The sequence below is a fragment of the Cloacibacillus sp. genome, assembly GCA_036655895.1.
In the GTDB taxonomy this organism is placed as follows: Bacteria; Synergistota; Synergistia; order Synergistales; family Synergistaceae; genus JAVVPF01.
On record JAVVPF010000019.1, the window covers coordinates 1 to 25210 of the forward strand.

At 55.9% G+C, this 25210-nt stretch carries 20 protein-coding genes, 1 tRNA gene and 1 rRNA gene; 2 read left to right on the forward strand and 20 right to left on the reverse strand.

The features are described 5' to 3' along the window. Positions 1-368 (reverse strand): 16S ribosomal RNA (locus RRY12_07400); the annotation flags it as partial. Between the two features lie 264 nt (positions 369-632). On the opposite strand from RRY12_07400, the gene RRY12_07405 reads away from it, so the two are divergent. Then, positions 633-2969, forward strand: coding sequence for a PBP1A family penicillin-binding protein (locus RRY12_07405; protein MEG2184486.1), 2337 nt, complete (start codon positions 633-635; stop codon positions 2967-2969). A gap of 85 nt (positions 2970-3054) precedes the next feature. On the opposite strand, the gene RRY12_07410 is transcribed toward RRY12_07405, so the two are convergent. The 19 genes from RRY12_07410 to RRY12_07500 all read right to left on the reverse strand — a co-directional run bounded on the left by RRY12_07410 (position 3055) and on the right by RRY12_07500 (position 24634). Then, the gene (locus tag RRY12_07410; GenBank protein MEG2184487.1) at positions 3055-4065 is read right to left on the reverse strand and encodes a deoxyguanosinetriphosphate triphosphohydrolase; all 1011 of its coding nucleotides are present in this window, start codon (positions 4063-4065) and stop codon (positions 3055-3057) included. A gap of 9 nt (positions 4066-4074) precedes the next feature. Further along, entirely contained in the window at positions 4075-4857 is a 783-nt protein-coding gene (locus RRY12_07415; protein MEG2184488.1) for a type II secretion system protein, read from the reverse strand. Between the two features lie 155 nt (positions 4858-5012). Beyond that, on the reverse strand, positions 5013-7649 hold the full coding sequence (ppdK, locus tag RRY12_07420; protein MEG2184489.1) for a pyruvate, phosphate dikinase: 2637 nt from the start codon (positions 7647-7649) through the stop codon (positions 5013-5015). 125 nt (positions 7650-7774) lie between these two features. Then, positions 7775-9829 (reverse strand): glycine--tRNA ligase subunit beta, encoded by a 2055-nt coding sequence (glyS, locus tag RRY12_07425; GenBank protein ID MEG2184490.1) that lies wholly within the window; start codon positions 9827-9829, stop codon positions 7775-7777. Further along, positions 9829-10728 carry a glycine--tRNA ligase subunit alpha gene (gene glyQ, locus RRY12_07430; protein ID MEG2184491.1) on the reverse strand — a complete coding sequence of 300 codons (900 nt, stop codon included), beginning with the start codon at positions 10726-10728 and terminating at the stop codon, positions 9829-9831. The genes glyS and glyQ overlap by 1 nt, the downstream gene beginning before the upstream one ends. Positions 10729-10775: 47 nt before the next feature. Then, positions 10776-11486, reverse strand: coding sequence for a DNA repair protein RecO (gene recO / locus RRY12_07435; GenBank protein MEG2184492.1), 711 nt, complete (start codon positions 11484-11486; stop codon positions 10776-10778). Then, on the reverse strand, positions 11483-12400 hold the full coding sequence (gene era / locus RRY12_07440; protein ID MEG2184493.1) for a GTPase Era: 918 nt from the start codon (positions 12398-12400) through the stop codon (positions 11483-11485). Before era ends, recO begins: the two co-directional genes overlap by 4 nt. A 4-nt stretch (positions 12401-12404) precedes the next feature. Further along, positions 12405-12818 (reverse strand): cytidine deaminase, encoded by a 414-nt coding sequence (locus RRY12_07445; GenBank protein ID MEG2184494.1) that lies wholly within the window; start codon positions 12816-12818, stop codon positions 12405-12407. Further along, positions 12818-13312 (reverse strand): rRNA maturation RNase YbeY, encoded by a 495-nt coding sequence (gene ybeY, locus RRY12_07450; GenBank protein MEG2184495.1) that lies wholly within the window; start codon positions 13310-13312, stop codon positions 12818-12820. The genes RRY12_07445 and ybeY overlap by 1 nt, the downstream gene beginning before the upstream one ends. Next, the gene (locus RRY12_07455) at positions 13309-15459 is read right to left on the reverse strand and encodes an HDIG domain-containing protein (protein ID MEG2184496.1); all 2151 of its coding nucleotides are present in this window, start codon (positions 15457-15459) and stop codon (positions 13309-13311) included. The genes ybeY and RRY12_07455 overlap by 4 nt, the downstream gene beginning before the upstream one ends. Continuing rightward, complete coding sequence (locus tag RRY12_07460) at positions 15419-16417, reverse strand: PhoH family protein (protein ID MEG2184497.1); 999 nt, start codon at positions 16415-16417, stop codon at positions 15419-15421. The genes RRY12_07455 and RRY12_07460 overlap by 41 nt, the downstream gene beginning before the upstream one ends. Before the next feature lie 15 nt (positions 16418-16432). Next, positions 16433-16675: a NifU family protein gene (locus RRY12_07465; GenBank protein MEG2184498.1), complete on the reverse strand. Its 243-nt coding sequence runs from the start codon at positions 16673-16675 to the stop codon at positions 16433-16435. Between the two features lie 25 nt (positions 16676-16700). Continuing rightward, positions 16701-17513 (reverse strand): nucleoside triphosphate pyrophosphohydrolase, encoded by an 813-nt coding sequence (mazG, locus tag RRY12_07470; protein ID MEG2184499.1) that lies wholly within the window; start codon positions 17511-17513, stop codon positions 16701-16703. A gap of 27 nt (positions 17514-17540) precedes the next feature. Next, positions 17541-20645, reverse strand: coding sequence for a DEAD/DEAH box helicase (locus RRY12_07475; protein MEG2184500.1), 3105 nt, complete (start codon positions 20643-20645; stop codon positions 17541-17543). Further along, entirely contained in the window at positions 20632-21216 is a 585-nt protein-coding gene (pth, locus tag RRY12_07480) for an aminoacyl-tRNA hydrolase (GenBank protein ID MEG2184501.1), read from the reverse strand. Before pth ends, RRY12_07475 begins: the two co-directional genes overlap by 14 nt. A gap of 150 nt (positions 21217-21366) precedes the next feature. Then, positions 21367-22035 (reverse strand): 50S ribosomal protein L25, encoded by a 669-nt coding sequence (locus RRY12_07485; protein ID MEG2184502.1) that lies wholly within the window; start codon positions 22033-22035, stop codon positions 21367-21369. A gap of 49 nt (positions 22036-22084) precedes the next feature. Beyond that, the gene (locus tag RRY12_07490; protein ID MEG2184503.1) at positions 22085-23056 is read right to left on the reverse strand and encodes a ribose-phosphate pyrophosphokinase; all 972 of its coding nucleotides are present in this window, start codon (positions 23054-23056) and stop codon (positions 22085-22087) included. A gap of 50 nt (positions 23057-23106) precedes the next feature. Beyond that, a complete protein-coding gene (glmU, locus tag RRY12_07495) occupies positions 23107-24483 on the reverse strand; it encodes a bifunctional UDP-N-acetylglucosamine diphosphorylase/glucosamine-1-phosphate N-acetyltransferase GlmU (GenBank protein MEG2184504.1) in 1377 nt (458 codons plus the stop codon). Between the two features lie 75 nt (positions 24484-24558). After that, positions 24559-24634: transfer RNA gene (locus RRY12_07500), tRNA-Gln, on the reverse strand. Between the two features lie 143 nt (positions 24635-24777). Here RRY12_07500 and RRY12_07505 point away from each other — a divergent pair. Beyond that, entirely contained in the window at positions 24778-25203 is a 426-nt protein-coding gene (locus RRY12_07505) for a Fur family transcriptional regulator (protein MEG2184505.1), read from the forward strand. Positions 25204-25210: the final 7 nt, after the last annotated feature.

Sequence of the window (25210 nt, forward strand, 5' to 3'; positions counted from 1 at the left end):
CCCCCATTGCCCAATATTCCCCACTGCTGCCTCCCGTAGGAGTTTGGACCGTATCTCAGTTCCAATGTGGCCGTTCGACCTCTCAGTCCGGCTATCCGTCTTCGCCTTGGTGGGCCGTTACCTCACCAACTAGCTGATAGAACGCGAGTCTCTCCCTGACCGGATTGCTCCTTTTATCTCTCGACTTATGGGGTATTAGCAGCCGTTTCCAACTGTTGTCCCCCTGTCTGGGACAAGTCCTCACGCGTTACTCACCCGTCCGCCACTAAAAACCAAATCAGCAAGCTTTCATTGATTTTCCGTTCGACTTGCATGTGTTAAGCACGCCGCCAGCGTTCGTCCTGAGCCAGGATCAAACTCTCCGTTTGATTTCTGGCATTCTCGCTGACTTGAAATTGACTTGGTTATAAGCTAATTTCTATTTCTTATGCACTGTATTCTATTGACATGGTTCGTGCCGCCGTTTTTATTTCGTGGTGCCTCGTATCGGCGACAGGAGGTAGTATATAATAGATTAGTAAAAAATGCAACCCCCTTTACCGGCTCAATTTTGAAAAAACTCAAAGTCGGAGGCGCGCCGAAAAGTGGTATAATGTATCTATATGTACGATGAATTTCGGAGGTTTAAAATAATGTCTAAAACATCTAAAAGCGACATGGATTTTTCTTTGGAGAATAAATCTCCCAAGAAGAAACGCTCCGTGCTCACTTCACTCATAGCTTCGGCCGCCTTTTTCTGCGTGGTCATAGGCGCGGTGATAGCTGTGGCTATGATATTCTTCCTAAAGGATATTACGGCGGCGCTCCCCTCTTCGCAGGAGATTTTGGATCACGAACCGAGCCTAGCCACTACTATTTACGACAGAAAAGGGCGCGTCGTCACTCAACTGTTTCAGGAAAACAGAACATGGGTGAAGCTGAGCGCCATCTCTCCGTGGATGGTGAAGGCGATACTCGCGGCTGAGGACGATTCTTTCTACGAACATTCAGGGATAAGGCCGATCGCCATTGTACGCGCCGGCATTGTGGACTTTTTCCACCGCGGAGCCAAGCAGGGAGCGAGCACGATCACGCAGCAGCTTGCGCGAAATCTTTTCCTTACAAAGGAAAAGACTATGATACGAAAGGCGAAGGAGGCGGTGCTTGCGCTTCGGCTGGAACGTATCTATACGAAGGATCAGCTTCTTGAAATGTACCTGAATACGATATATATGGGACACGGCGCCTATGGAATAGAGGCGGCGGCAAAGTCCTATTTCGGAAAGGCTCCCAAGAATCTCGGCATCGACGAGTCGGCTATACTTGCTGGGCTGGTCGCGGCGCCTGAGAAGTATTCGCCGTTTAAGAACGAAAAGAGCTCGCAGACGAGGAAGGCCTATGTCATGGGACGCATGCTCGACCTCGACTGGATATCTAAAGATGATTACGACAGGTATATCGATACGAAGCCGCCTCTTAACGCGCGCACGCGGAGGCGCAGCTCTCTCACTATCGGCGAGGCGCCCTATTTCGTATCTTATATACTCTTTAAGCAGCTTCTTCCAAACTACGGAACGGAGAAAATTTACCGCGGCGGTCTGCGCGTCAACACGACGATAGACATCGACCTTCAAAAAAAGGCTGAACAGATAGTGTCAAGGATGGGGCACGAAGGCGCGCTTATCGCGCTTGACCCTAACACCGGCGAGATCCTTGCTATGGTCGGCGGACGCGATTTTGACAAGAGCAAGTTCAACCGCGCTACGCAGGCCTACCGCCAGCCAGGTTCGGCCTTTAAGCCGTTCGTTTACGCGGCGGCGCTCGAACAGGGCTACCGCGGCGTAGACCACGTGCTGGACGCTCCGCTGAACTTTGCGAACGGCTGGTCGCCGGGCAACTATTCGTCAAATAAATTTGACGGCGAGGTGACGCTCATCACGGCAATCGCAAAATCTATCAATACCGCCGCCGTCCGCCTTGCGCAGATATGCGGCGTTGGTTCGATTACGGACCTTGCGCGAAGAATGGGCATCAGTACGCCGTACATCCCGGACGACCTTTCGATGGCGCTCGGCACGGCGAGCGTCACTCCGCTTGAAATGAGCGTCGCCTATTCCGCTTTCGCCAACAACGGCTATAAGGTGGAGCCGTTCGCGGTGAAGGAGATATTGTCGCGCGGCGGCGAGTCTCTTGAACAGAACGGCCCAAAGATATCAAACGCTATCTCATCCACCACGGCTGTCACTATGCGCTCGATGCTGGAGCAGGTGACGGGCTGGGGCACAGGTTCCAGAGCGAAGCTGCCCAATTATGAGACCTTCGGCAAGACTGGTACGACGAACGACTGGACGGACGCGTGGTTTGCGGGCGGCATCCCGGGGCTTGTCGTCGTGGTCTACGTCGGCAACGACAACCACAAACCGTTGGGCGGCAGGGCGACTGGCACTATAGCGGCTCTTCCCGTGTGGCGCGAGTTTGTGGATTACGCGGTGACCAAGCTTAATCTGCCTTCGACCTTCTCTATCCCGGACGACGCTGAGGTGGAGGCCGTTAGCGTCTGCAAAAAGACGGGATTTCTTGCGGCACAGGGCTGCCCGTCTACGACGCTGCTTCTTCCAGTGGGACACGCGCCGACCGCGGCCTGCCCGTTCCACGGCGGCGCGCTTTCTGCGGCAAAGAGCGACGAGAACGCACCGCAGTTTCTGCTTGCGCCTATTGACGATGATATGACCTCCAGAAGATACGCGATGCGCGCAGAGGGAGAGGGCGAGGCAGCTGCGCCTGCGGCCTCTTCCGACACGGGCGAGACGGTTACGCCAGCGGCTCCGTCCGAGGAGATACCGGTGCAGCAGAAAAAACCGACGCCGAAGGAGCAGGTCAAGCTTCCAAGCTCAACACCCTCTGCGCCGTATAAGAACGACCACAGCCAGCAGTCAGAGATGGATAAAAAGTACGACGAGCTGCTGAAAAAATATAAAATCATAGAATAGACGCAAAAAACGGCAAATAAAAATCTGCGGCAAAGAGGCAACGCCTCTTCGCCGCAGATTTTTTATTTACCTGTATGTCGGCCGTCTATATTTTAGGCTCGGGCCACGGGCTGGGGACAAACCTTTTTTGGAAGAGGTGCAGCGCGAACCTGTCGGTCATGCCGGAGATCATATCCACCGCCTCCTGCGCGGAGCCGCCGTTTTTCTTCATTCTGTCGTCAAAGAGCGCGGAGAGCACATGCTCGACGCGCGAATCTTCTATCTGTGCGTTGGCGCGCGTGTAGACATGCTCGTAAAGGAAGTTGCGCAGGCGCTCAATGTATTCTAGCATCTCTGGACTGAACTTTATGGCGCTGTCGGTGCTGTTCTCCACGACGTCGGTTATCATTTGGTTTATGCGTTTTGCGTTCGAGACGGAAACTATTTCGCGAACCTCTGTCGGCAGCATGGCGACCTCTATCAGTCCGGCCCGTACCGCGTCGTCTACGTCGTGGTTCAGGTAGGCGAGAGAGTCGGAGACGCGCACCACCCAGGCCTCCATGGTGGTCGGGTTCGTCAGGTCGTAGCCGGAGCGGACGTCTACCTGCCCTTTTGAATGCTGGATGATGCCCATGCGCACCTCCCACGTGAGGTTCAGCCCTTCTCCGTCTTTTTCAAGCAGGTCTACTACGCGGAGGCTTTGCGCCGCGTGATGGAAGCCGGAAAGTCCGTTTGCCGCGGCAAGTTTGCTGAGCACCTTTTCGCCCATGTGGCCGAACGGGGTGTGTCCCAGGTCGTGGCCGAGCGCTATGGCCTCTGTGAGGTCTTCGTTGAGGCGCAGCGCGCGCGATATGGTGCGCGCTATTTGCGATACCTCCAGCGTGTGAGTGAGGCGCGTCCTGTAGTGATCACCCTCTGGCAGCAGAAGCACCTGCGTCTTGTATTTGAGCCGCCGGAAAGATTTGCAGTGTATGATGCGGTCGCGGTCGCGCTGGAAGCAGGTGCGTATGGAGCACGGCTTTTCAGGACGCTCGCGCCCTTTGCTGTTCACAGAGAGGCACGCGCGCGGCGACAGTATTTGAGATTCGATTTGTTCCCAACGTTCACGGATTGACATTTTGTATTACTAAGGCTTCTTTATTACTTTGATTGGAGTATTCCCGTTCACTTCTTTTTCCTCCACAGTTGTATTTATCTCTTCTGAAGACGAGCAGTTGCCACCGGCATCAAATGAGTATTTAGTTGCTTTTATAGGGGTGCCGACCGCGGTCTCATTAGTGAATTTATCTTTCGTGAGGTAGAAGTCATAATTACCACCCTCATTAACAATCAGACGCCACGAATATGCGCTTATGTCCAACTCAGGGAAGCGCTTTGTTAAGTCTTCAATCAACAGACCAGCCTTTGCCGCGCCATTGGAATCTAAAGAACCTGGTTCTCCTCTATTATTCGTACTTGTGGGTTGTTTATAGCGATCTTTATATGTGTAAGTCTCATGCAGTCTTCCAAACATGTTCTTGATTTCTTCGTCCGTATAATATTTCGCGCTGTCTGCTGAATCTGAGTGGAGGCTGCAGGTTATTATAACTTTTTGGTCTTCGCTTGTTATAGTATATATTCCATCAATGGGGCATATCCCTTTGATTTTATCCGTCTCCACGCCGGCCCCGTTATAATTATCGAACATATCCTTCAGTTTATCGCTAAAGCCTTCATAGCCGCCGTGTTCCGCTCTGTAGATGTTAAGCGCCGATTTTATTGATCTTCTGTCGGCAACGCATCTGGTCACGTTTGCCTTGTCGGTCGCGCCGCCCGCAGATATCATCATTAAACCGGCAAGTACGCCTATAATGATTATTGCTATCAGCAGCTCCACCAGTGTGAACGCCTTTTTTCGCATAGCCTTCATAAAGATCACTTCCTTCACGTCACGCACCCAACATACACCACACATCTGGCGCACCTATATTATACACGTTTTAAAATGTTTTTGAAAAGCATAAGCGCCGCTCCTTTTGGGCGCGGCGCTTATGCTGTGTATTTTAAATGTTTAAAATGGTGTTTTTACTTCAGCGCGCCTATTGCAGACAGAGCGGCCGAGAGCCTCGCCACTGGAACGCGGAACGGCGAGCAGCTCACGTAGGTGAGGCCGAGCGAATGGCAGAAGGCGATGCTGGACGGGTTGCCGCCGTGTTCGCCGCAGATGCCGAGCTGTATGTCGGGACGCACGGCGCGGCCCTTTTCAACGGCTATCTTCATCAGCGCGCCTACTCCGTCGCGGTCGAGCTGTGCGAACGGGTTGACGGGGAGCACTCCGTCTTCAACGTACTGCGCGAGGAACTTGCCTTCGGCGTCGTCGCGTGAGAAACCGAATGTGGTCTGCGTCAGGTCGTTTGTGCCGCAGCTGAAGAATTCGGCGTATTCAGCGAGCTGGTCGGCCACCATAGCGGCGCGCGGCAGCTCGATCATCGTGCCGACTTTATATTCGAGCTCTACGCCGCTTGTCTTGATGATTTCGGCGCCTATGCGGTCAACGAGTTCGCGCATACGCTTCATTTCTTCGCGTGAGCCTACGAGAGGGATCATGATGTCGGGAATTACTTTAACGCCCTTCTTCGTCAGCTGGCACGCCGCGTTGAAGATGGCGCGGGCCTGCATCTCGTATATTTCGGGATAGATTACGCCAAGACGGCAGCCGCGGAAGCCGAGCATCGGGTTCTGCTCGTGCAGGTCGCGCGCGCGAGCCATCGTCGCCAGTATCTTTTTGGCTTCGGGGCTTTCGACATCGAGTCCTTCAAGCGCCTTCTGGAGTTCGGGGATCTTCGGGAGGAACTCGTGGAGCGGCGGGTCAAGGAGACGCACCGTCACGGGCAGCCCGTCCATCGCCTCAAATATGCCGAGGAAGTCCTCTTCCTGCATCTTTTCGAGTTCGTCGAGCTGTTTTACGCGTTCTTCGGTCGTGTCTGCTACTACCATTTTTTCCATTACGGGAAGGCGGTCGGCCTGCATGAACATGTGTTCCGTGCGGCAGAGGCCGATGCCTTTCGCTCCGAAGGCGCGCGCCCTCTTTGCGTCGGTCGGGGTGTCGGCGTTGGCCCAGACTTCCATTGTTGCGATTTTGTCGGCCGAGTCGAGCAGCGAACGGAAGTTGTCGTCAAACTGTGGCTCCATCAGCTCCATTTTGCCCTCTATCACTTCGCCGGTGCTTCCGTCGAGCGTCAGGAATTCGTCTTTTTTGATGGTCTTGCCGCCTACGGAGAAGGTTTCCGCGGCGAGGTCTATCTTTACGCTCTCCGCGCCGGATACGCACGGTTTGCCAAGGCCGCGCGCGACGACCGCCGCGTGGCTCGTCATTCCGCCGTGGCTGGTGAGAACGCCCTGAGCGGCAAAGAGGCCGTGAATGTCGTCCGGCGTTGTTTCGGGGCGCACAAGTATGACCGCTTCGCCCTTTCCGCCGCGTTCGGCCGCTTCGTCCGCGTCAAATACAACGCGTCCTACCGCGGCGCCCGGAGAGGCGGGGAGGCCCTTCACAAGTACGGTGCGCTTCGCCTTCGGGTCGAGCTGCGGGTGAAGCAGCTGTTCGACCTGCTCTGGCGCTACGCGCGATACCGCCGTGGCTTCGTCGATGAGGCCTTCGTGAAGCATGTCCATGGCGATAGTGACGGCCGCGGCCGCGGTGCGTTTGCCGTTGCGCGTCTGAAGTATGTAGAGTTTGCCCTTTTCAACTGTAAATTCGATGTCCTGCGCGTCGCGGTAATGGTTTTCAAGCAGCTTCGCGATGCGGTGGAATTCTTTGTAGACTTCGGGCATCGCCTTTTCGAGCGACGCTATCGGAACCGGCGTGCGTATTCCGGCCACGACGTCTTCGCCCTGGGCGTTGATGAGGTATTCGCCAAAGAGCTTGTTTTCGCCGGTGGAGGGGCTTCTTGAGAAGCAGACGCCTGTGCCGCAGTCGTCGCCTAAGTTTCCGTAGACCATCGTCACAATGTTTACCGCGGTGCCGTAGTCGGCGGGGATGTTGTTTATTTTGCGGTAGGTGATGGCGCGCGGCGTGTTCCAGCTGCGGAAGACCGCGTCGATGGCGAGGCGAAGCTGCGTCATCGGGTCGTTGGGGAATTCGCAGCCGGCGGCCTTTACTATTTCTTTGTAGTCGGCGACGAGGCTTTTCAGCTCTTCCGCCGGTATCTGATAGTCTTCGGCGACGCCCGCGTGTTGCTTGGCGGCCTGAAGTCTGTTTTCAAATTTTTCAAGGCCCACTTCGAGCACTACGTCGGAGAACATCTGAATGAACCTGCGATAGCTGTCGTAGGCAAATCTTTCGTCGCCCGAGGATTTCGCGAGCGCTTCCACCGTCTGGTCGTTGAGACCGAGGTTGAGTATGGTGTCCATCATGCCGGGCATGGACACTGGCGCGCCGGAGCGGACGGAGACGAGCAGCGGGTCTTCCGTGGCGCCGAATTTTTTGCCGGCTAGCTTTTCAACGCGGGCGAGAGCAGCCTCTACGTCGGCCCAGATACCGGCTATAAAATCTTTTTCTTCCCAATATTTGTGACAGGCCTCCGTAGTGATGATAAAGCCCGGAGGCACCGGCAGCCCTATCTTCCACATCTGAGCAAGGTTCGCACCCTTGCCGCCCAAAAGCGTGCGCATCTCGGCGCTGCCTTCGGAAAAGTCATAGATATACTTTTTTGATTCAGCCATTGTACTTCCTCCTAAAAATATTATTGCAGAAACTGTGTTCCATTAACCATTTTTAGCAAAAACCTTCAGCCGTTTCATATTTCCTTTATTTTTTGACTCTACGAACCCTGAATTAATTATAACTCTTATTTCAATAAACCAAAATCACCGATTTGCATAAAAAATGCCTGGCATTCGGCTAGCAGCGCTATACGGTTTGCGCGGATGTCGGGGTCTTTGTCCATTACGAGCACGTCGCTGAAGAACTGCGCTATGACCGGCGCAAGCTCCGCCATTGTTGCGGCGAGCTTCTCCCAGTCGCAGTTTTCGACGGCGCTCTTTGCCTCTTTTGTCAGCTTGCCTAGCTCCGCGTAAAGATTTTTTTCGGCCTCGGAGGTGAACTTCGCGGGGTCGACGGCGGCCGTGGCGTTTTCCGCCTTCGCAAGAAGGTTTTTGACGCGCACCGCCGCGGTGACAAGCTCGCCGAACCACGGTTCGCCGCTTGCCTTGGTCAGCACTTCGGAGAGGCGGTACATCTGAAGCGGGCGGTTTGGCGCCGTCTGCATCGCAAGCGCCACAGCCTCATGGCTCTGGCCTTTTTCACGGAGCTGCACCTGCTGGCGCGACGCCGTGAAGCTCTTTATTTTTTCAAGCGTCTCGGAGGAGGCGTCAAGCTGCGACGCGGCCATTGCAAGAGCTTCGTCCATATCTATGTCGAGCCCCATGCCCCAGACAAGTTCGTTTATCGTCCTCACTGCGCGGCGAAGCCCGTACGGGTCCTGCGACGAGGAGGGCTCCATGCCTATTTTGTAGATGGCGCAGAGTGTGTCGAGCCTCTCTCCGATGCCAAGCAGAGCGCCGTCCACGCGCGACGGAAGTTCGTCGCCCGCAAACCTCGGAAGGTACTGTTCGTAGAGCGCAAGCGCTACCTCTTCCGGCTCGCCGGCGCGGCGCGCGTATTCGCGGCCCATTACGCCCTGCACGTCGGAAAATTCATAGACCATGTTCGTTACGAGGTCGGCTTTTGAAAGGTCGCAGGCGCGAGCAAGCGACGCCGCGTCCACATCAGCGCCAAGCGCCTCGGCAAGCCATAGAGTAATTTTTTTGATGCGCTGCACCTTGTCGTAGACGGAGCCGAGCTGTTCCTGATAGGTGACGTTTTTTAGTTCCTGCGCGCGTTCTTCGAGGGATTTCTGCTGATCTTCCTTCCAGAAGAAGGCGGCGTCGTAGAGGCGGGCGCGCAGCACGCGCTCGTTGCCCTCGCGCACTACGTTCATGTCGCGCGCTTTGTTGTTGCTTACGCCGATAAAGTAGGGCATAAGTTTTCCGTCTTTGTCGTGCACGGGGAAGTAGCGCTGGTTCTTCGCCATCGAGAGTATGAGCACCTCGGCCGGGATCTCAAGGAACTCGCGGTCGAAGCTGCCGTAGAAGGGTATCGGATATTCGTTGAGGTGAACGTTTTCTTCAAGGAGTTCCGGGTCTACCGTGACCTTGGCGCCAAGTTCAAACTCGATTTTCGCGATGCCATCCATTATCATTTTTTTGCGCTCTTCTGGGTCTATGATGACGAAGTTGTCGCGCATAGCCTTTTCGTATGCGCCGGTATCTTTTATTTCTATCTCAGCTTTGCCCATGAAGCGATGACCGCGCGACAGATTTCCGCTTTTTACAGAGCCGAACGATACGGCAAGCGGCATATCTCCATAGAGCGCTACGAGCCAGCGGACGGGGCGCGCGAAGCGGACGTTTTTATCGGCCCAGTACATGCTCTTGGGGAACGAAAGGCGTCCCGTTATTTTTTCAAGAAGCTGTGGAAGCACTTCGGCGGTTGCGCCGCCTGATATTCTTTTTTCAGCGACTACGTATTCCGCGCCGCCTATCTCCCGCGTCTTCAGCTCTGATACGTCGATGCCCTTGCCGCGCGCGAAGCCCTCCGCGGCCTTTGTGGGCTTTCCGTCTGCGTCGTAGGCACGGTCCTTCATCGGACCTCTTGCCACTTCGACCGCGTCTTCCTGTCTTGCGGCCACGTCTTTTACCTGAAGCGCAAGGCGGCGCGGGGTGCAGGCGACGCGAACTTCGCCGTGCGGGATGTGCGCCGCGGAAAGCTCGTCACAGGCGAACTGCGCGAGGTCGGAGAGCGTGCGCGTCATAAAACGCGCGGGTATCTCTTCGGTCCCGATCTCAAATAGAAGGTCAGCCATCAGCGAACGCCTCCTTTTTCAAATTTGTCAAATTTTCCCAACAGCGGATGTCCCATCTCTTCGCGCTGGCGCACGTAGGCCTGGCAGCAGGCGGAGGCGAGCGCTCTGACGCGGCCTATGTAGCCGGTGCGCTCCGTGACGCTTATCGCGTTTCTTGCGTCAAGCAGGTTGAAGGAATGCGAGCATTTCAGGACGTAATCGTAGGCGGGCAGCACGAGCCCTGATTCGAGGACGCGTTTTGACTCCGCCTCGTAGCGGTTGAAGAGGTCAAAGAGCATGTCGGTGTCCGCTATTTCAAAGTTGTAGGTGGAGTGCTCCACTTCGCCCTTGTGATGCACGTCGCCGTAGGTGACGTTTCCGACCCATTCGAGGTCGTAGACGTTGTCCACCTTCTGCACGAACATCGCTATGCGTTCTATGCCGTAGGTCAGCTCAGAGGGGACCAGCTCCATGTCTATGGAGCCCATCTGCTGGAAGTAGGTGAACTGCGTCACTTCCATGCCGTCGAGCCAAACCTCCCAGCCAAGCCCCCACGCGCCCGTGGTGGGATTTTCCCAGTCATCCTCAACGAATCTGATGTCATGCTCATCGGGGTTGATGCCAAGTTCCCGGAGGCTTTCTATGTACAGCTCCTGTATGTTTTCAGGAGCCGGCTGGATGATCACCTGATACTGGTAATAATGCTGGAGTCTGTTCGGATTTTCGCCGTACCTGCCGTCTGTCGGCCTTCTTGAGGGCTCGACATAGGCGATGCGCCACGGCTCGGGGCCGAGCACCCGAAGGGTCGTCGCCGGGTTCATGGTACCGGCTCCCTTTTCCATGTCGTATGGCTGCTGAACGACGCATCCCTGCGAAGCCCAAAAATGTTCAAGGCGCATAATGATTTCCTGAAAATTCACTTGCCGCTGCCTCCTTTGACAATGTTGCCTCATTTATTCGTGTTATTTTAGCGCATATTTCTAAAAAATGGCGACAATTTTTTTAAATTATTGATAAAGAGATTTTTTTCACACTGTCCGCGCGCCCAGAGTATGAAATTTTCATGCGACAGCGCAACGGCCAAGCGCAGTTCCGCCAGCTCCTGCTGCGTTACAGGGGAGCCGCCGCGCGCGCAGGAGGGGCAGAGCAGCCCTTCGCCCGTAAATACGGCGCCTTCCGAAAAGAGCCTGCCGCAGTCGGAGCAGAGGTCAAGCGACGGCGCGATTCCGAACAGATTCATCAGCTTCCATGTGTATCTAAATTCCGTGATGTGAGCGGGCGCCTTTTCTTTTAGCTGAACGAGCGCGCTCCAGAGCATTCGCAGCAGCGCGTCGTTTTCGCAGTCGACGGGCGTCTCCTTCGCCGTCAGCTTGTAAAGCCGCAGCGCGCACAGCAGCGCCGCAGCGTCGGTGCGCAGACAGAGAAAATCTTCTTTTACCTCGACGCTCTGCAAATATAATTTTGTCGGGCTTTGGTAGAGCGAGAACTCGCCCCAGACGAGCGGCTCCGTGCCGCCTCCGAAGCGGTTCTTCGACGAGGCCGCCGGCGCGCCGACCCACCTTGCGCCAAATTCCCTCATAAAAATAAGAAGGGACTGCCCCTCACGGGAGGCATCCCTTCTGAGCAGTACCGTTCCTGTTTTTTTATAATATCCCTGCGGAAGACGCTCGGGCGTCAATTATTGTACCCCAGCCAGCGCAGTTCCTGAGGAGACTTCCTCCACCCCGGCTTCACCTTGACCCACATCTGGAGATAGACCTTGTGCCCGAATTTTTCTTCAAGCTCGCGCCTCGCCTCGCTGCCTATCTGTTTGAGCTTCTCACCGTTCTTGCCGATGATTATGCCCTTTTGTCCCGGCTTGTCGACGACTATCGTCGCGCGTATCTCGCAGACCTTCATCTCGGGGAACTCGTCGGGGCTTTTAAATTCGTCGATTATGACGGCTACGCTGTGCGGAACTTCGTCGTCCGTGTGACGGAATATCTTTTCGCGTATCACTTCGGAGGCGAGAAAGCGCTCCGTCGTGTCGGCGAGCTGATCCTCCGGGTAGATGGCGGGCTGCTCTGGAAGATGTTCCGCTATGGCCGCCGCAAGCTCGTCAAGGCCGCGCCTGTTGTTCGCAGATACCGGTACGACGGCGGCAGGCGTGATGAACTCTTCGTATAGGGCGGCCGCCTTTTTGTAGTCGTCGGCGTTTGCCAGCTTGTCTATTTTATTGACGGCGAGCACCACAGGCACCGGCGAGTGCGCGAGGACTTCCAGTATCAGCTTGTCCTGTTCGCTCACCTCGCGATCCTGGGCTTCGACCGCGTAACAGACTACGTCGACCTGCCCTAGCGCCTCTTCGGCCTCTTTCATCATGAACTCGCCAAGCGCGTGCCTCGGCACGTGTATGCCCGGCGTGTCGACAAATACTATTTGTTCGTCGGCGTTGGTGTAGATGCAGCGCACGGCGTTGCGCGTAGTCTGAGGTTTGGGCGAGACCGCCGCCACCTTTTCCTTGATAAGCGCGTTTATTATCGACGATTTGCCGACGTTCGGACGTCCCAGAAGAGCGGCAAAGCCGCTTCTGAATTTCTTTTCTTCGCTCATAATTTCACTCCCTGTCCAGCGAGAAGGATAGCGGGAGCAATTCCTTTAGGGAATATATCTCCGGCCCCTTCGGCCCTTTTAAGATGATTTTCATATCGGGATTGAACTCCGAAAGAAACTGTCTGCACGCTCCGCACGGCGGGCAGAAGGCGTCGTTCGGCCCGGCTATCGCGGCCGCTATCGGGCGCCTGTGGCCGCGCGCCACGGCTGCCGCCATAGCGTTTCTTTCCGCGCACAGGGAAAGTCCATAGCTTGCGTTTTCGACGTTGCAGCCCGAAACCGTTTCGCCGCCTTCAAAAAGCAGCGCGGCTCCGACGGAAAAACCGGAGTACGGCGCGTAGGCCGCGGCTCGCGCCCTCTCGGCCGCCGCGGCCAGCTTTTTTATCTCAGCTTCGCACAGTTCGCGTTCCGCGTTCATTAAAGCTCTTCGACTCTTTTTACAAGAGCCTCCTGCGCCAGCCACATACGGTTTTTTTCATCTTCGTCCGCGTGGTCGAAGCCTATCAGATGCAGAAAGCCGTGGCATATTACGAGTATCGTTTCGCTCTTCTCGCTTTTGCCGATCTCGTCGGCGTTCTTTTTCACGATCTCGGGGCAGACGATGATGTCTCCCAATGTCAGAGTCGACCAGTCTGTCGGAGGTTCAAAGTTCCCGTCCTCATTCTCCCACATCGGAAATGAGAGTACATCGGTGGGGCCCGCAACGTCGCGGTATTCGTCGTTCATATCCGCCATCTGCGCCTCGTCCACAAAGGTGAGAGATATCTCCGCCTCTTCGGCCGCCGCGGGAAGCGGCTTGTTCTCGCTCAGATATTCGCCTATCGCCTCTTCGATCTTTTTTATCGTCTCATTGCAGCAAAAGTTTGTCTCCGCAGCCGAAGCTATTTCTCCGCAGTAAATGGTAGCCTTCATGACGCTGTTCCCTCCTTTTTGATATCCGCCGCGGCCTCAGCGGCTTCGGCGTCGAAGACTGGCAGGTAGCTGCCGTTTTCTTCTTCCGCCGCCTTTTTGAGCCGGGCCTCTTTTTCTATTTCTTTTATGTCCTTCACCTCGCGTGAATGGTAGGTGGAGCGGAAGACGTCCATAAAGGCCTCCGTTATCTTCGCCATCTCGCGCATCGTAAAGTCTACTTCGTTGAGCTGGCCGCTCTCCAGTTTGCTTCGTATGACCTGATTGATAAAGTCATAGAGCTCCCTGTCGCTTTCAAAGGGCTTGTTGCGCGCCTTTATCGCGGCCTCAACGGAGTCCGCGAGCATGACGAGCGCCGATTCGCGCGACTGAGGGCGCGGCCCCGGATATTTGAACTGCTCCTCCGTCACGTTTTCGCCGAGCGCCTTTGCCTTCTCATAGAAATAACGCTGTATCGTAGTGCCGTGATGTTCGCTTATAAAGCGCCTCAGCGCCTTTGGAAGGTTAGTCTGCGCCGCTATCTCAAGCCCGTCCTTCACGTGCGATATGAGCACCTGTCCAGAAAGCGCGGGCGGCAGATGGTCGTGGATATTGACGCCGGGGCGCTGGTTTTCGACGAAATACTGCGGGTTCTTCAGTTTGCCGATGTCGTGGTAATAGGCGCCGGCGCGCACGAGCAGGCCGTTCATGTGCAGTTTGTCCGCCGCGGCCTCGGCGAGCGTGGCCACCATCAGTACGTGGTTATAGGTGCCGGGCGCCTCCATCTGGAGCCTCTTTATCAGAGGCTGCGAGGGATGGCTAAGTTCAAGCAGGCGCAGCGGCGAGAGGACGTCGAAAATATTTTCCCAGAGCGGCAGCAGCGCAACGACGATGGCGCCCCATACGGCGCTGTAGAGCACGGCGCTCAGCACGAGGTTGTATGTGAAGTAGAGCCCCAGCCCCCAGTGGACGCATACGGAGACTGCGCCAAGGCCGAGGCCCAGAACGAAAAGGTTGCGCCATATCGTGATGCGGTGGTTCGGCGGGTCGATGAAGAGTATGCGCCCCATGCCGGCAGAGAAGGCCGCAAGCAGACAGCCCAGGCAGACCATGCCGGGGTTTGTGCCGAAGGCGAGCAGCACGCTGATGACGCCGCCGCCAAAGATGATATGAAATGAAAGCGATACGGGGAGCGTGAGGCAGAGCCATCCGGTGAGGCCCAGCACAGCCATGGAGTAGCCGCCGCCTACGCGCGCGAAGGCTACTTCAAGCGTCCATACGACGGAGAGCACGACCGCGATGTATATCCATTCGCGCATCGGAAGTTTTTCGCGGAGGCCGCCCGCTATCCAGACCGGCCAAAAGCTCCATATAACAATGGCGCCTATGATGAAGAAAAGGTGTTTCCACGGGAAGGCGGCATCCGGGTAGCCCTGCGAGACGAGCAGCTTCGCTATCGACGGTGTGACGGGCTGCCCCTTCTGCACCAGCACCGCGCCGGGACGTATCTCTTTGACGACCGCCGGTATCTGCGCGGCTACGTCGTCCTTTAATTTCTGCACCATTTCGCCGTCGGAGGCAAGCGACGGGTTCATGAGCACGTCGAGCATCTGGAAGGCGACGTTCCGTTCGGCCTGAGTGAGCGGCGTCTGACGCAGATATTTCCAGATAAGCGTCGTCTGCTGATCCCTGTCGGTGGATTCGTCGCGCACCTTCGCGCCTATCGAAAGGGCCGCCGCTATTATCGCCTTTTTGGAGGCCGCGCTCTGCTTGTCGAATATATTGAGAAGCGGACCGCTGAACAGCCTCGGATATTCTCCGTTTTGGAGCTGTTCAAGGCGGCGGGTCACCTCGGCCGCTATTTTTTCGTCCTGCACCATTACGTCTATTATGCGCGAGGCGGCGCGCTGGCGAAGCTCGAGCGTCGCCGCGCGGTCCTCGTACCGCTGGGAGGTGAGCGCGAAATAGGTCCGCGTGGAGGGAAGCCCTACCTGGTAGTTTTCCCTCCTGTCGAACATGTACCAGTTGATGCTGACAAGCAGCACCGCGACCACGACAAGGATGGCCCGGAAAATTATGTAGGGTCTGTTTTCCGGCCTGAAAGCGAACTCGCCAGTGAGTTCATTTATTTTACTTATTATCAGACTGCTTTTCTGGTCTCCGTCTGTCATAGTCTTCGTAAGCCCTCACGATCCTCTGGACTATCTCATGGCGCACGACGTCTCCGTCGTTGAGCCTTATAAACGACACTCCGGGGATATCTTTTAAAATGTTCTGCACCACTTTAAGCCCGGATTCCTTTGAACCGGGAAGGTCCACCTGCGTGATGTCTCCGGTGATGACCGCTTTTGAACCGAAGCCCAGGCGCGTCAGGAACATCTTCATCTGCTCCGGCGTCGTGTTCTGAGCCTCATCCAGGATTATAAAGCTGTCGTTGAGCGTGCGTCCCCTCATGTATGCAAGCGGCGCAAGCTCTATCACTCCCTTATCGAAATAGCGGTCGAACTTCTCCGCAGGGAGCAGCTCGTAAAAGGCGTCATAAAGCGGACGCAGATACGGCGCTATTTTATCGTTCAGGTCGCCGGGCAGATAGCCCAGCCTTTCGCCCGCCTCAACTACGGGGCGGACCAGGATTATCCTGTTTACCTTGGCTGATTTCAGATAGGCCACCGCCTGCGCCACCGCAAGATAGGTCTTGCCTGTGCCAGCGGGGCCTATGCCGAAGGTGATGTCGTTGTCGCGTATCGCCGCGATGTATCCCTTTTGGCCCGGAGTGTACGGGCGGATAGCCTTGCCTCGGTTGCTGACGCATACAATATCGTTATATAGAGAGCGAAGGTTGACGGTCTCGCCCTTCTGGATGCTGTTTAGGCCGTAACGTATCTCAGCGCTGTTGAACTTGTGCCCGGAGAGCGAAAGCTCCGCGTACTGCACAAGCAGGTTCTCAAGCTTTTTTACAAGCTCTTCGTCGTCGCCCTTTATCGAGAGAGAGCTGCCCCGCGCAAAAATCTTTACGGGGAAGCTCTGTTCGACAAGGCGGAGTATCTCTTCGTGCTCCGCGAGAAGGCGGACGACGGACTCGTCTGTAAGCGAGAGGAGCGTCTCTGCCTCCTGATTTGTTTCCTTCATAATTTTAAAGCGCGCCTATACCCTTTCGACCTCTTTGACCTCGGGCACTTCGGCTTTGACCGCCTGTTCGACTGTCATGCGAAGCGTCTCGAGCGCGAAGGGGCAGCTGCCGCAGGCGCCCTCCATAGCAACGTAGAGCGTGCCGGTCGGTTCGTCATATTTGACGAAGGAGCAGTCGCCGCCGTGTGACTGGAGAGCGGGTGATACGTGGTTGGCAAGTACCTCTTTGATTTTTTCTTCTGTGGTCATTGTTGTCATTTGCTATTCCTCCGATTGATTTGTTTTATTGTTTTTTAGCTTCGTTCCAGAAGCCGTCCAGCTCGTCCAGCGTGAAGTCCTTCCACGGGCGGCCTGACCTTTCAACAGATTTTTCTACCTTGCGAAAGCGTCCCGCGAATTTTTCGCAGGCCTTGTGAAGATTTATCTCGGGCTCTATCCCAAGATGGCGAGAAAGGTTCACCGCGGCAAAGATAAGATCTCCAAGCTCTTCGGCCGTTTTATCTTTGTCGCCTGCGGCCATCGCCTCTTTCAGCTCGCAAAGTTCCTCTTCGACCTTCGCCATAACAGGCGACGCGTCGCCCTTCGGCCAGTCAAAGCCGGGCTTCGCCGCGCGCTCCTGTATACGGTAGGCACGCAGAAGCGCGGGCATCCCGCGCGGGACCCCCGCCATAAGAGAAGAATCCTCGTCGCGTTCTTTGCGTTCCGCGGACTTTATCTGCTCCCAGTTTTTGAGCACCTCTTCGGTATTTTTTACGCTGACCTCGCCAAAGACATGCGGATGGCGCCTGATCAGTTTGTTCGTAAGAGTGTCCATTACGTCGCAGACCGTGAAGTCTCCGCGCTCCTCCGCCATGCAGGAGATGAATACCACCTGCAGCATGAGGTCTCCGCACTCTTCGCACATGTTTGGGATGTTTTCGTTTTCTATGGCCTGTACAAGCTCGTAGGCTTCTTCTATGATATAGCGGCGAAGAGACAGATAGTCCTGCTCACGATCCCACGGACAGCCGTCCGGCTCGCGCAGGCGCTTCATCACGCCGACAAGTTTCGCAAATTTTTCGCGCGTCGCTTCGGACGCCGCATCTTTTCCATTCATCGCGATCACCTCTGTACTGCTATTCTATCAGATTGCCGCCATTTGTTCCTGAATTAATTGCGCAAGTTCTTTGATTCCCGTAAATCCGCCTGGGCCGATCAATCCGTCGACGCGGCGGCGCCATTTCGGCGGCAGTTCCAGGCGCTCCCACGCGCCGTCTGGAGAGGCGCAAAGCACTATCTCGTATTGGCTGCATATCATCTTCGTCACGCCAAGCTCGTAGGCCGCGCCCTTTATGACGGCGGCGTTGAAGAGGAAGTCCAGTTCGTTCGGTATCTTGCCGAAACGGTCTTCCGTCTCGGCGCGCAGTTCGAGCACCTCTTCCACGTTGTCGGTTTTTAGCAGCCTGCGGTAGAGCGTGACGCGCAGATTTTCCTGCGGCAGGTACGCGGAGGGAATGGAGACGGGAAAGCCTATCTCCATCTGCATTTGCGGCCTGTACTGCCCCTTTATCTTCGCTATCTCTTCGGCGAGCAGGTCGCAGTATTTCTGGTAGCCTATCTTGCTTGAATTGCCGTGCTGCGAGATGCCGATCAGGTCGCCCGAGCCGCGTATCTGAAGGTCGCGCTGCGCAAGCCTGTAGCCCGCGCCAAGCTCGTCCAGCTCAGCTATCGCCTCTAGCCGCTCGCTCGACTCAACTGAGATGCGAGCATCCGGCGGATAAAAGAGAAAGGCGTATGCCTGGTCCTCGCGCCGTCCTACACGGCCGCGCAGCTGGTACATCTGCGCGAGGCCGAGCTCGTGCGCGTCGTCTACGATAAGCGTGTTCGCGGAGGGGATGTCCAGTCCGCTTTCTACGATGGTGGTGCAAAGGAGTATGTCAATGCGTCCGCCCGCGAAATCGGTCATCGTCTTTTCAAGAGCCGCCTCTGAAGTCCGGCTGTGCGCCACCGCTATGTTGAGTTTCGGGAAAAGACGCTTTAACATGACGGCCCTCTCCTGTATATCGCCGATGCGGTTATGGACAAAGAATATTTGGCCGCCGCGGTTCTTCTCGCGCAGCACGGCGCTCTTCAACAGCTCCTCGGAGAAGGGGCGCACCACGGTTATCACCGGCAGACGCCGCTGCGGAGGCGTCTCAAGTATCGACATGTCGCGCAGGCCGCTGATAGAAAGAGAGAGCGAGCGCGGTATCGGCGTCGCCGACAGCATCAGCACGTCGACGCCGGGCATCATTTTTTTAAGATGCTCCTTGTGCATGACGCCGAAACGGTGCTCCTCGTCTATGACTATCAGTCCAAGTTCTTTGAATCTAACGTCGCCGGTAAGTATCCTGTGCGTTCCAATGAGGATGTCGACCTTGCCTTCAGCGAGGTCCAGCACGATTTTTTTCTGGTGCGAGGGCGCTACGAAGCGCGATAGAACCTCTATGCGGATAGGCGTGTTTGCAAAACGCGCCGTGAATGTCTCAAAATGCTGCTGCGCAAGCAGCGTGGTCGGGGCCATGATCGCGGCCTGACGTCCCGCAAAGACCGCCTTCGCCGCGGCTCGCAGCGCGACTTCGGTCTTTCCGAAGCCGACGTCTCCCACAATGAGCCTGTCCATCGGCACGGGGCGCTCCATGTCGCGCTCCACGTCGTCTATCGCCATTATCTGGTCGACGGTCTCTTTGTAGATAAAGCTGTCCTCTATCTCGCGCATCATCTCACGGTTATCGGGGAAGGCGAAGCCGCGGCTCAGCTCGCGCTCCGCGTATATTTTGACGAGGTCGGCCGCGGCCGCCTCAGCCATCTGCTTTGCCTTCTCGGAGGCGCGCCGCCAGTGCGAGCCTTTCAGGCTGTCCGGCGCGGCCTCCTGCCCCGGAAGCGGAGACCAGGGGGAAATTTTATGAAATTGCAGTACGGGGATGAGCAGCCTGCGTTCCTCTGCAAAGCGCAGCGCTAAATACTCCTGCTCACCGTCCGCCGTCTTTACGCGCTCCGCGCCCTGATAGACGGCGACGCCGTAGTCGTCGTGGACGACCCACTGGCCGGGGATAAGCCCCGCGCCCCAGTCGTCGGGCGCTCTGTTTTCAACGCCTCGGCGAGCGAGCGTTATGCCAGACAGTTCAAGGTCTGTCATTACGGCCGTCTTTGAAGACTGGTCTATGAAGCCTTCGCTCAAAAGCCCCTCCTGCGTTTCAAACCCGTTGACGCGCGCCCATTCGCGGTTGCGCCCGGATTCGGAGACGACGCGGATATCGTAGCCCTCTTTTTTAAGGGAGAGGCAGTAAAGCTCGACCTCTTTGAGTTTGCCCCGGAAGTTCGGGAACTGCATGACCGGCATACGCGCAGCGCAGTTTTTTACGTCCTGCATGACGCGCAGGCGCCTGTAGGCGGTAAACGCGCCGCAGAGTTTTTCCCAGTCCTCCCACGGCGCGGCGCCGGCTTTGCCCGGCTCAAGATTTTTCCAGAGCCATACGGTGTTTTCCGCGGTCATGTCAAGGCCGTGCGGGTCAAAAAATATGACGCGCATATCCTGCGGGAAATAATTTTCTATGACGCTCTCAGATCTGCTTATGAGGCTTTGGACGGAGGTACGGCCTACGCTGCGCAGACTCTTCTGCGTCTCGGAGACGAAAAATCTTACGCTTTCTATTTCGTCGTCAAAAAATTCCACGCGGACGGGGTGCATGTCCGAGGGACTGAATATATCGACGATGCTGCCGCGCGCAGCGAATTGTCCCGGCGTCCAGACGAGGTCGCTCTTTTCATAGCCTTTCTTTGCGAGCCAGTCGATGAGCCGCCCGCGCCCGACCTCTTTCCCGCATTCAAGCTCCATGAAATCCCCGCCGGATGAGAACGGGGCCATCAGAGAGGCTGGGGTCGCCGCGAGCACTCCGCCCTTGTATTTGAACCGGTCAAGGACGTCGCCGCGTACCACCTTCTGAGCCTCGCTCTTTGAATCGTCCTCCGACATAAGCAGTTCGGGCAGCACAAGCGCGGAGGGGAAAAGTCCAAGCTCAAGCGCGTCCGCCGCAAAGTCGCGCGCCTGACGCGCATCGGGAAGCAGCGCAAGGAGCGGCGAATCTATGTTGCGGCAGACCCACGGGCGCATCGCGCCCTTTGCGCCAAGGTGGACCGACCTGTTGCGTTTCCAGAGGTCTGCGTCAAGAAGGGCAAGCTCGCTGCACTGCATTTTATTCTCCGACATCGAGCCTGAAGCCGTTCGCTTTCGTCATCGCCTTGTCGATGCCCTCCGTGAGCCAAAGCTCAAGCGCCTCCCACGCGGCATCCTCTATCTTCGGCCACTCTTTCTGCTCATGCTGCGGAATTTTTCCAAGCACCCACTGCGCAAGGTCCATCTTCCCCTGCGGAGAACCTACGCCTATGCGAAGGCGCGGCACGTCCAGCGTGCCAAGCGCGCCTATGATGGATTTAAGTCCGTTCTGGCCGCCGGCGGAGCCGCTCTTGCGCATACGCAGCCTGCCGAACGGAAGCGCCACGTCGTCGGAGACGACCAGTATATCCTCCGGTTCAAGGTTTTGATAGCGCGCGGCCTCGCCTACGGAGAGTCCGCTCAGGTTCATGTAGGTCTGCGGCTCCAGAAAGCCCACGCGCTGTCCGCAGAGAGAGACGGGGCCCCAGTAGGAGCCTCTGAATTTTATCTGCGGGCAGCCGAGGCCAAGGCGTCTTACGAAGGAGTCCACTATCGTCCAGCCAGCGTTATGCCGCGTCCATACATATTCATATCCCGGATTGCCCAGTCCTGCGATTAGTTTCATGATTTGTTCTTTCTCTTTGATTTCATATTTTTATACGGGCGGACGCGCCAGCCGGCCGCGTGCGCCCCAAAAAGCGAAATAACCCGGAATCAGCCGGAATATACGACTGATGCCGGGTTATCCAGCAGTAAAATTTAATTGGAGAAAATATTATGCTTCTTCTTTTGCCGCCTTGCCCTTGGCAACGACTTCTACCTCTTTTGAACCTTCAGCGTCTTCCTCTGACGTTTCGTCATCTGAAGTCTTGGGTTCTGAGATGTGGAGGATGAGCTTTTCAGCATCTTCCAGCGCCTCTACGCCTTCCGGCATAGCGATGTCTTTAAGGAAGACTTCAGCGCCCATTTCAAGGCCGCTCGCGTCGAAGGTAAGCTCTTCGGGGATGTCGCTGGGCTGCACTTCAACGAGGACGAAGCGCATGCTCTGCGTCAGAAGGCCGCCGTCTTTGACGCCCTTCGCAAGCTCCGCGTTGAGGATGCGGATGGGGATCTCGACCTTGATCTTGTGGCCTTTGACGACCTGATAGAGGTCTATGTGGCGGATCTGCTGCGTGAGCGGGTGGCGCTGGACTTCACGGATAAGGGCCTGGGCCGCTGTGCCGTCGTTCAGGGAAAGCTCGATGAGCGTCGTTTCTCTGTGGGCGCTGTTGGCCACGATGGATACGGCCTTTGTGGAGACTGTGCCGGCCAGACCCTGCTTGTAGTCGGGGCCGTAAAGGACCACGGGGACGAGGTTCTTTGAACGGATCTTGCGGCATACGCCGGTTCCGGTCGTCTCTCTCTTTGTGAAATCAAGTTTTACTGTCTGATGCTTAGATGCCATTGGTGTTTCCTCCTCAAATTTTTTACTTTATAAATCTATGGCTGTCCGCTTAACGGAACAGGATACTTACGGAATGCTCCGAATGTATTCTTCTTAGCGCCTCCGCGAAGAGCGGAGCGATGGGCAGGACTTTTATCTTGTCCAGCTTCTTTTCTTCGCTGAGCGGTATGGTGTCCGTCAGCACCATCTCTTTTATCACGGACTCTTTGAGCCTGTCGATGGCGGGGCCGGAGAGCACGCCGTGCGTAGCGCAGGCGTAAACGTCCTTTGCTCCCCTCTCTTTGAGAGCCTCGGCCGCCTTCACCATAGTGCCAGCGGTATCTATTATATCATCAACGAGGATACATGTTCTGCCGTCTATGTTGCCGATTATTTCCATTACTTCACACTGGTTGGCAACCTCGTGCGAACGGCGCTTGTCGACGATGGCAAGGTCTGCGTTGCCTAGCTGCTCCGCGAACTTTCTCGCGCGGACGACGCCGCCGATGTCAGGAGATACTACTGAGACCAGGTCATGCTCTATTTCCTTCGCGAGCACGCGGCGGAAATAAGAGGCAAGAAGCGGGATGCCTGTGAGGTGGTCCACGGGGATGTCAAAGAATCCCTGTATCTGTCCCGCGTGGAGGTCTGCGGAGATGACTCTGTCCGCTCCGGCCTTCTCGAGGAGGTTTGCGATAAGCTTCGCGGTGATGGGTTCCCTTGAACGCGTCTTTCTGTCCTGACGGGCATAGCCGAAATAGGGCATGACGAGGTTGACGTGATAGGCCGAGGCTCTTTTTAGAGCGTCTACTATTATCAAAAGCTCGATAAGATGCTCGTTGGCCGGCTCGCATGTCGGCTGCACGACGTAGACGTCTGCTCCGCGCACGCTTTCCTCGATCGACACGCCGATCTCACCGTCAGAGAACCGGAATAATTTTGATGCGGAAAGAGGCACACCAAGATTCATGCAGATGTTTTCCGCAAACTGCGGGTCGGCGCTGCCTGAAAAAATCTTTACCTCTCTTAATCCTGCGGACATTTTATTTTCCTCCTTGAAATAATTCTGTAATAAACCCGGGAATACAGAATCTATTTTTCTTTTTTAGCGCGGTGCGCGGCCGTCCAGCCCTCTATGTTGCACTGTCTCGCGCGGCCCAAGGCAAGGGCGCCGTCCGGCACGTCGTTAGTTATGACTGAGCCAGCCCCTGTCGAGACGTCGTCGCCCACCGTCACCGGCGCCACGAACATCGTATCGCTTCCGACAAAACAGCGTTCCCCTATCTTCGTGGGGTTCTTTTTGACGCCGTCGTAGTTGCAGGTTATTGTGCCGGCGCCGATATTTGTATCGTCGCCTATCTCGGCGTCGCCTATGTAGGAAAGGTGCGGCACCTTTGAGCCGACTCCGATGCGGCTCTTTTTTATTTCCACAAAACGTCCCATGTGGGCGTTTTCGAGAAGCTCTCCATGTTCGCGCATAAACGAAAAGGGGCCGGCCGAGGCGCGCGGGCCTATCGTTGAATCGTTGAGGCGCACGGAACCCTTTATGTTAGCGTTATTGCATACTAATGAATTTCTGAGAACGGTGAAGCTTCCGATGAATACGTCGTCCTCTATGACCGTCTCTCCCCACAGCTGGACGTTCGGGTGTATGGTCACTCCCAAACCGACCTTCACCTTTGGCCCTATCCAGAGGCTCTCGGGGTCCATGCACTGCATGCCGTTTTTCATCAGCTCAAAAACTATGCGGTCCCTCATTATGCGGGCGGCCTGCGCAAGCTGTATCTGGTCGTTTATGCCCAAAAATTCCTGCGGATCTCCGGTCTTTACCGCTTCGACAAGGCCTCCGCCGTTTTGGATGAGCGAAAGCGCATCCGGCAGATAATACTCGCCCTGCGCGTTGCGGCAGGTGATTTTGTCGATGACGGAAGCGAGCGCCTTTGTATTGAATATGTACATGCCGCTGTTGACCTCTTTGACAAGAAGTTCCTCGCAGCTCGCGTCCTTGTGTTCGACGACGCGGACGCGGCCTCCGTCGCGGATGACGCGGCCGTAGCCGGTCGGGTCTTCAAGGTCGAAGCTGAGAAAGCTGCAGGCGCTGCCCGAACTTACGTGGCGTTCCGCAAAGAGCGAGAGCGTCTCCGGCTTCAAAAGAGGTGCGTCTCCCGCAAGCACGATGACGTTTTCGTAATCCTGCCACCAATGCTGCGCAAGCTTTGCGGCGTGCCCCGTACCCTTCTGCTCGCGCTGCCATATTACAGCGGCATCGGGGAAGTTGTTTTTCGTCCACGCCTCGACCTCTTCGCCGCCGAAACCGACAATCACGGCAACATCTGTAAATCCAGCCTCACCGGCCGTATTTACAGGATAGTATAATATGGGCTCTTCGAGCATCGGGTGGAGAACTTTTGGGGTTTTACTTCGCATTCGCGTGCCTTTTCCCGCGGCCAGGATCAAGACCCCAAACATTTTTTTTGGCTGACTCACTTTTCCGGCTCCCTTCAAAAGCACGTTGTTATGATAAAAGGTGCGTCTATACTGTATTGGCTGGGGTGGATGGACTCGAACCATCGATGGAGGATTCAAAGTCCCCTGCCTTAGGCCGCTTGGCTACACCCCACTATGTGCAACGGACATTATAACGTTAAAATACGCAAATCCGCAAGCCTCAAAAACATTTTTCAGTTTATAATACACAAAGCGGCGTTTATGATTTATAATAATAATATTAATTTAAGATTAATTATAGCGGAGGTAGTATATATGTGGACAGTAGACGACGGAATTGCGGTACTTAGAGAAAGAGGCGCGAAGATAACCGCGCAGAGGATAGCTATTCTTCATCAGCTAGAGGGACGCACGGATCATCCTTCCGCTGATACGCTCTACCGCGAACTCTCTGCGGAATATTCAACGATGTCGGTGGCGACGCTCTACAGCACGGCGCAGCTTCTGGCTGACGCCGGCCTCATCAAAATATTGAGCATCGACGACAAGAGGGTCTATTTCGACCCCACCACCTCGACGCACGGCCATTTCCTTTGCAGAAAATGCGGAAAACTTTTTGACATTCCCGTTGACGAGGACGAAATTTTCAAATCGGCGGCCTCAGTCCGCGACAACATCGCGCAGATCGAGCGTACGGAGATATTCTTCTACGGCCTCTGCTCCGACTGCCTGAAAATTTAGCGCCGCT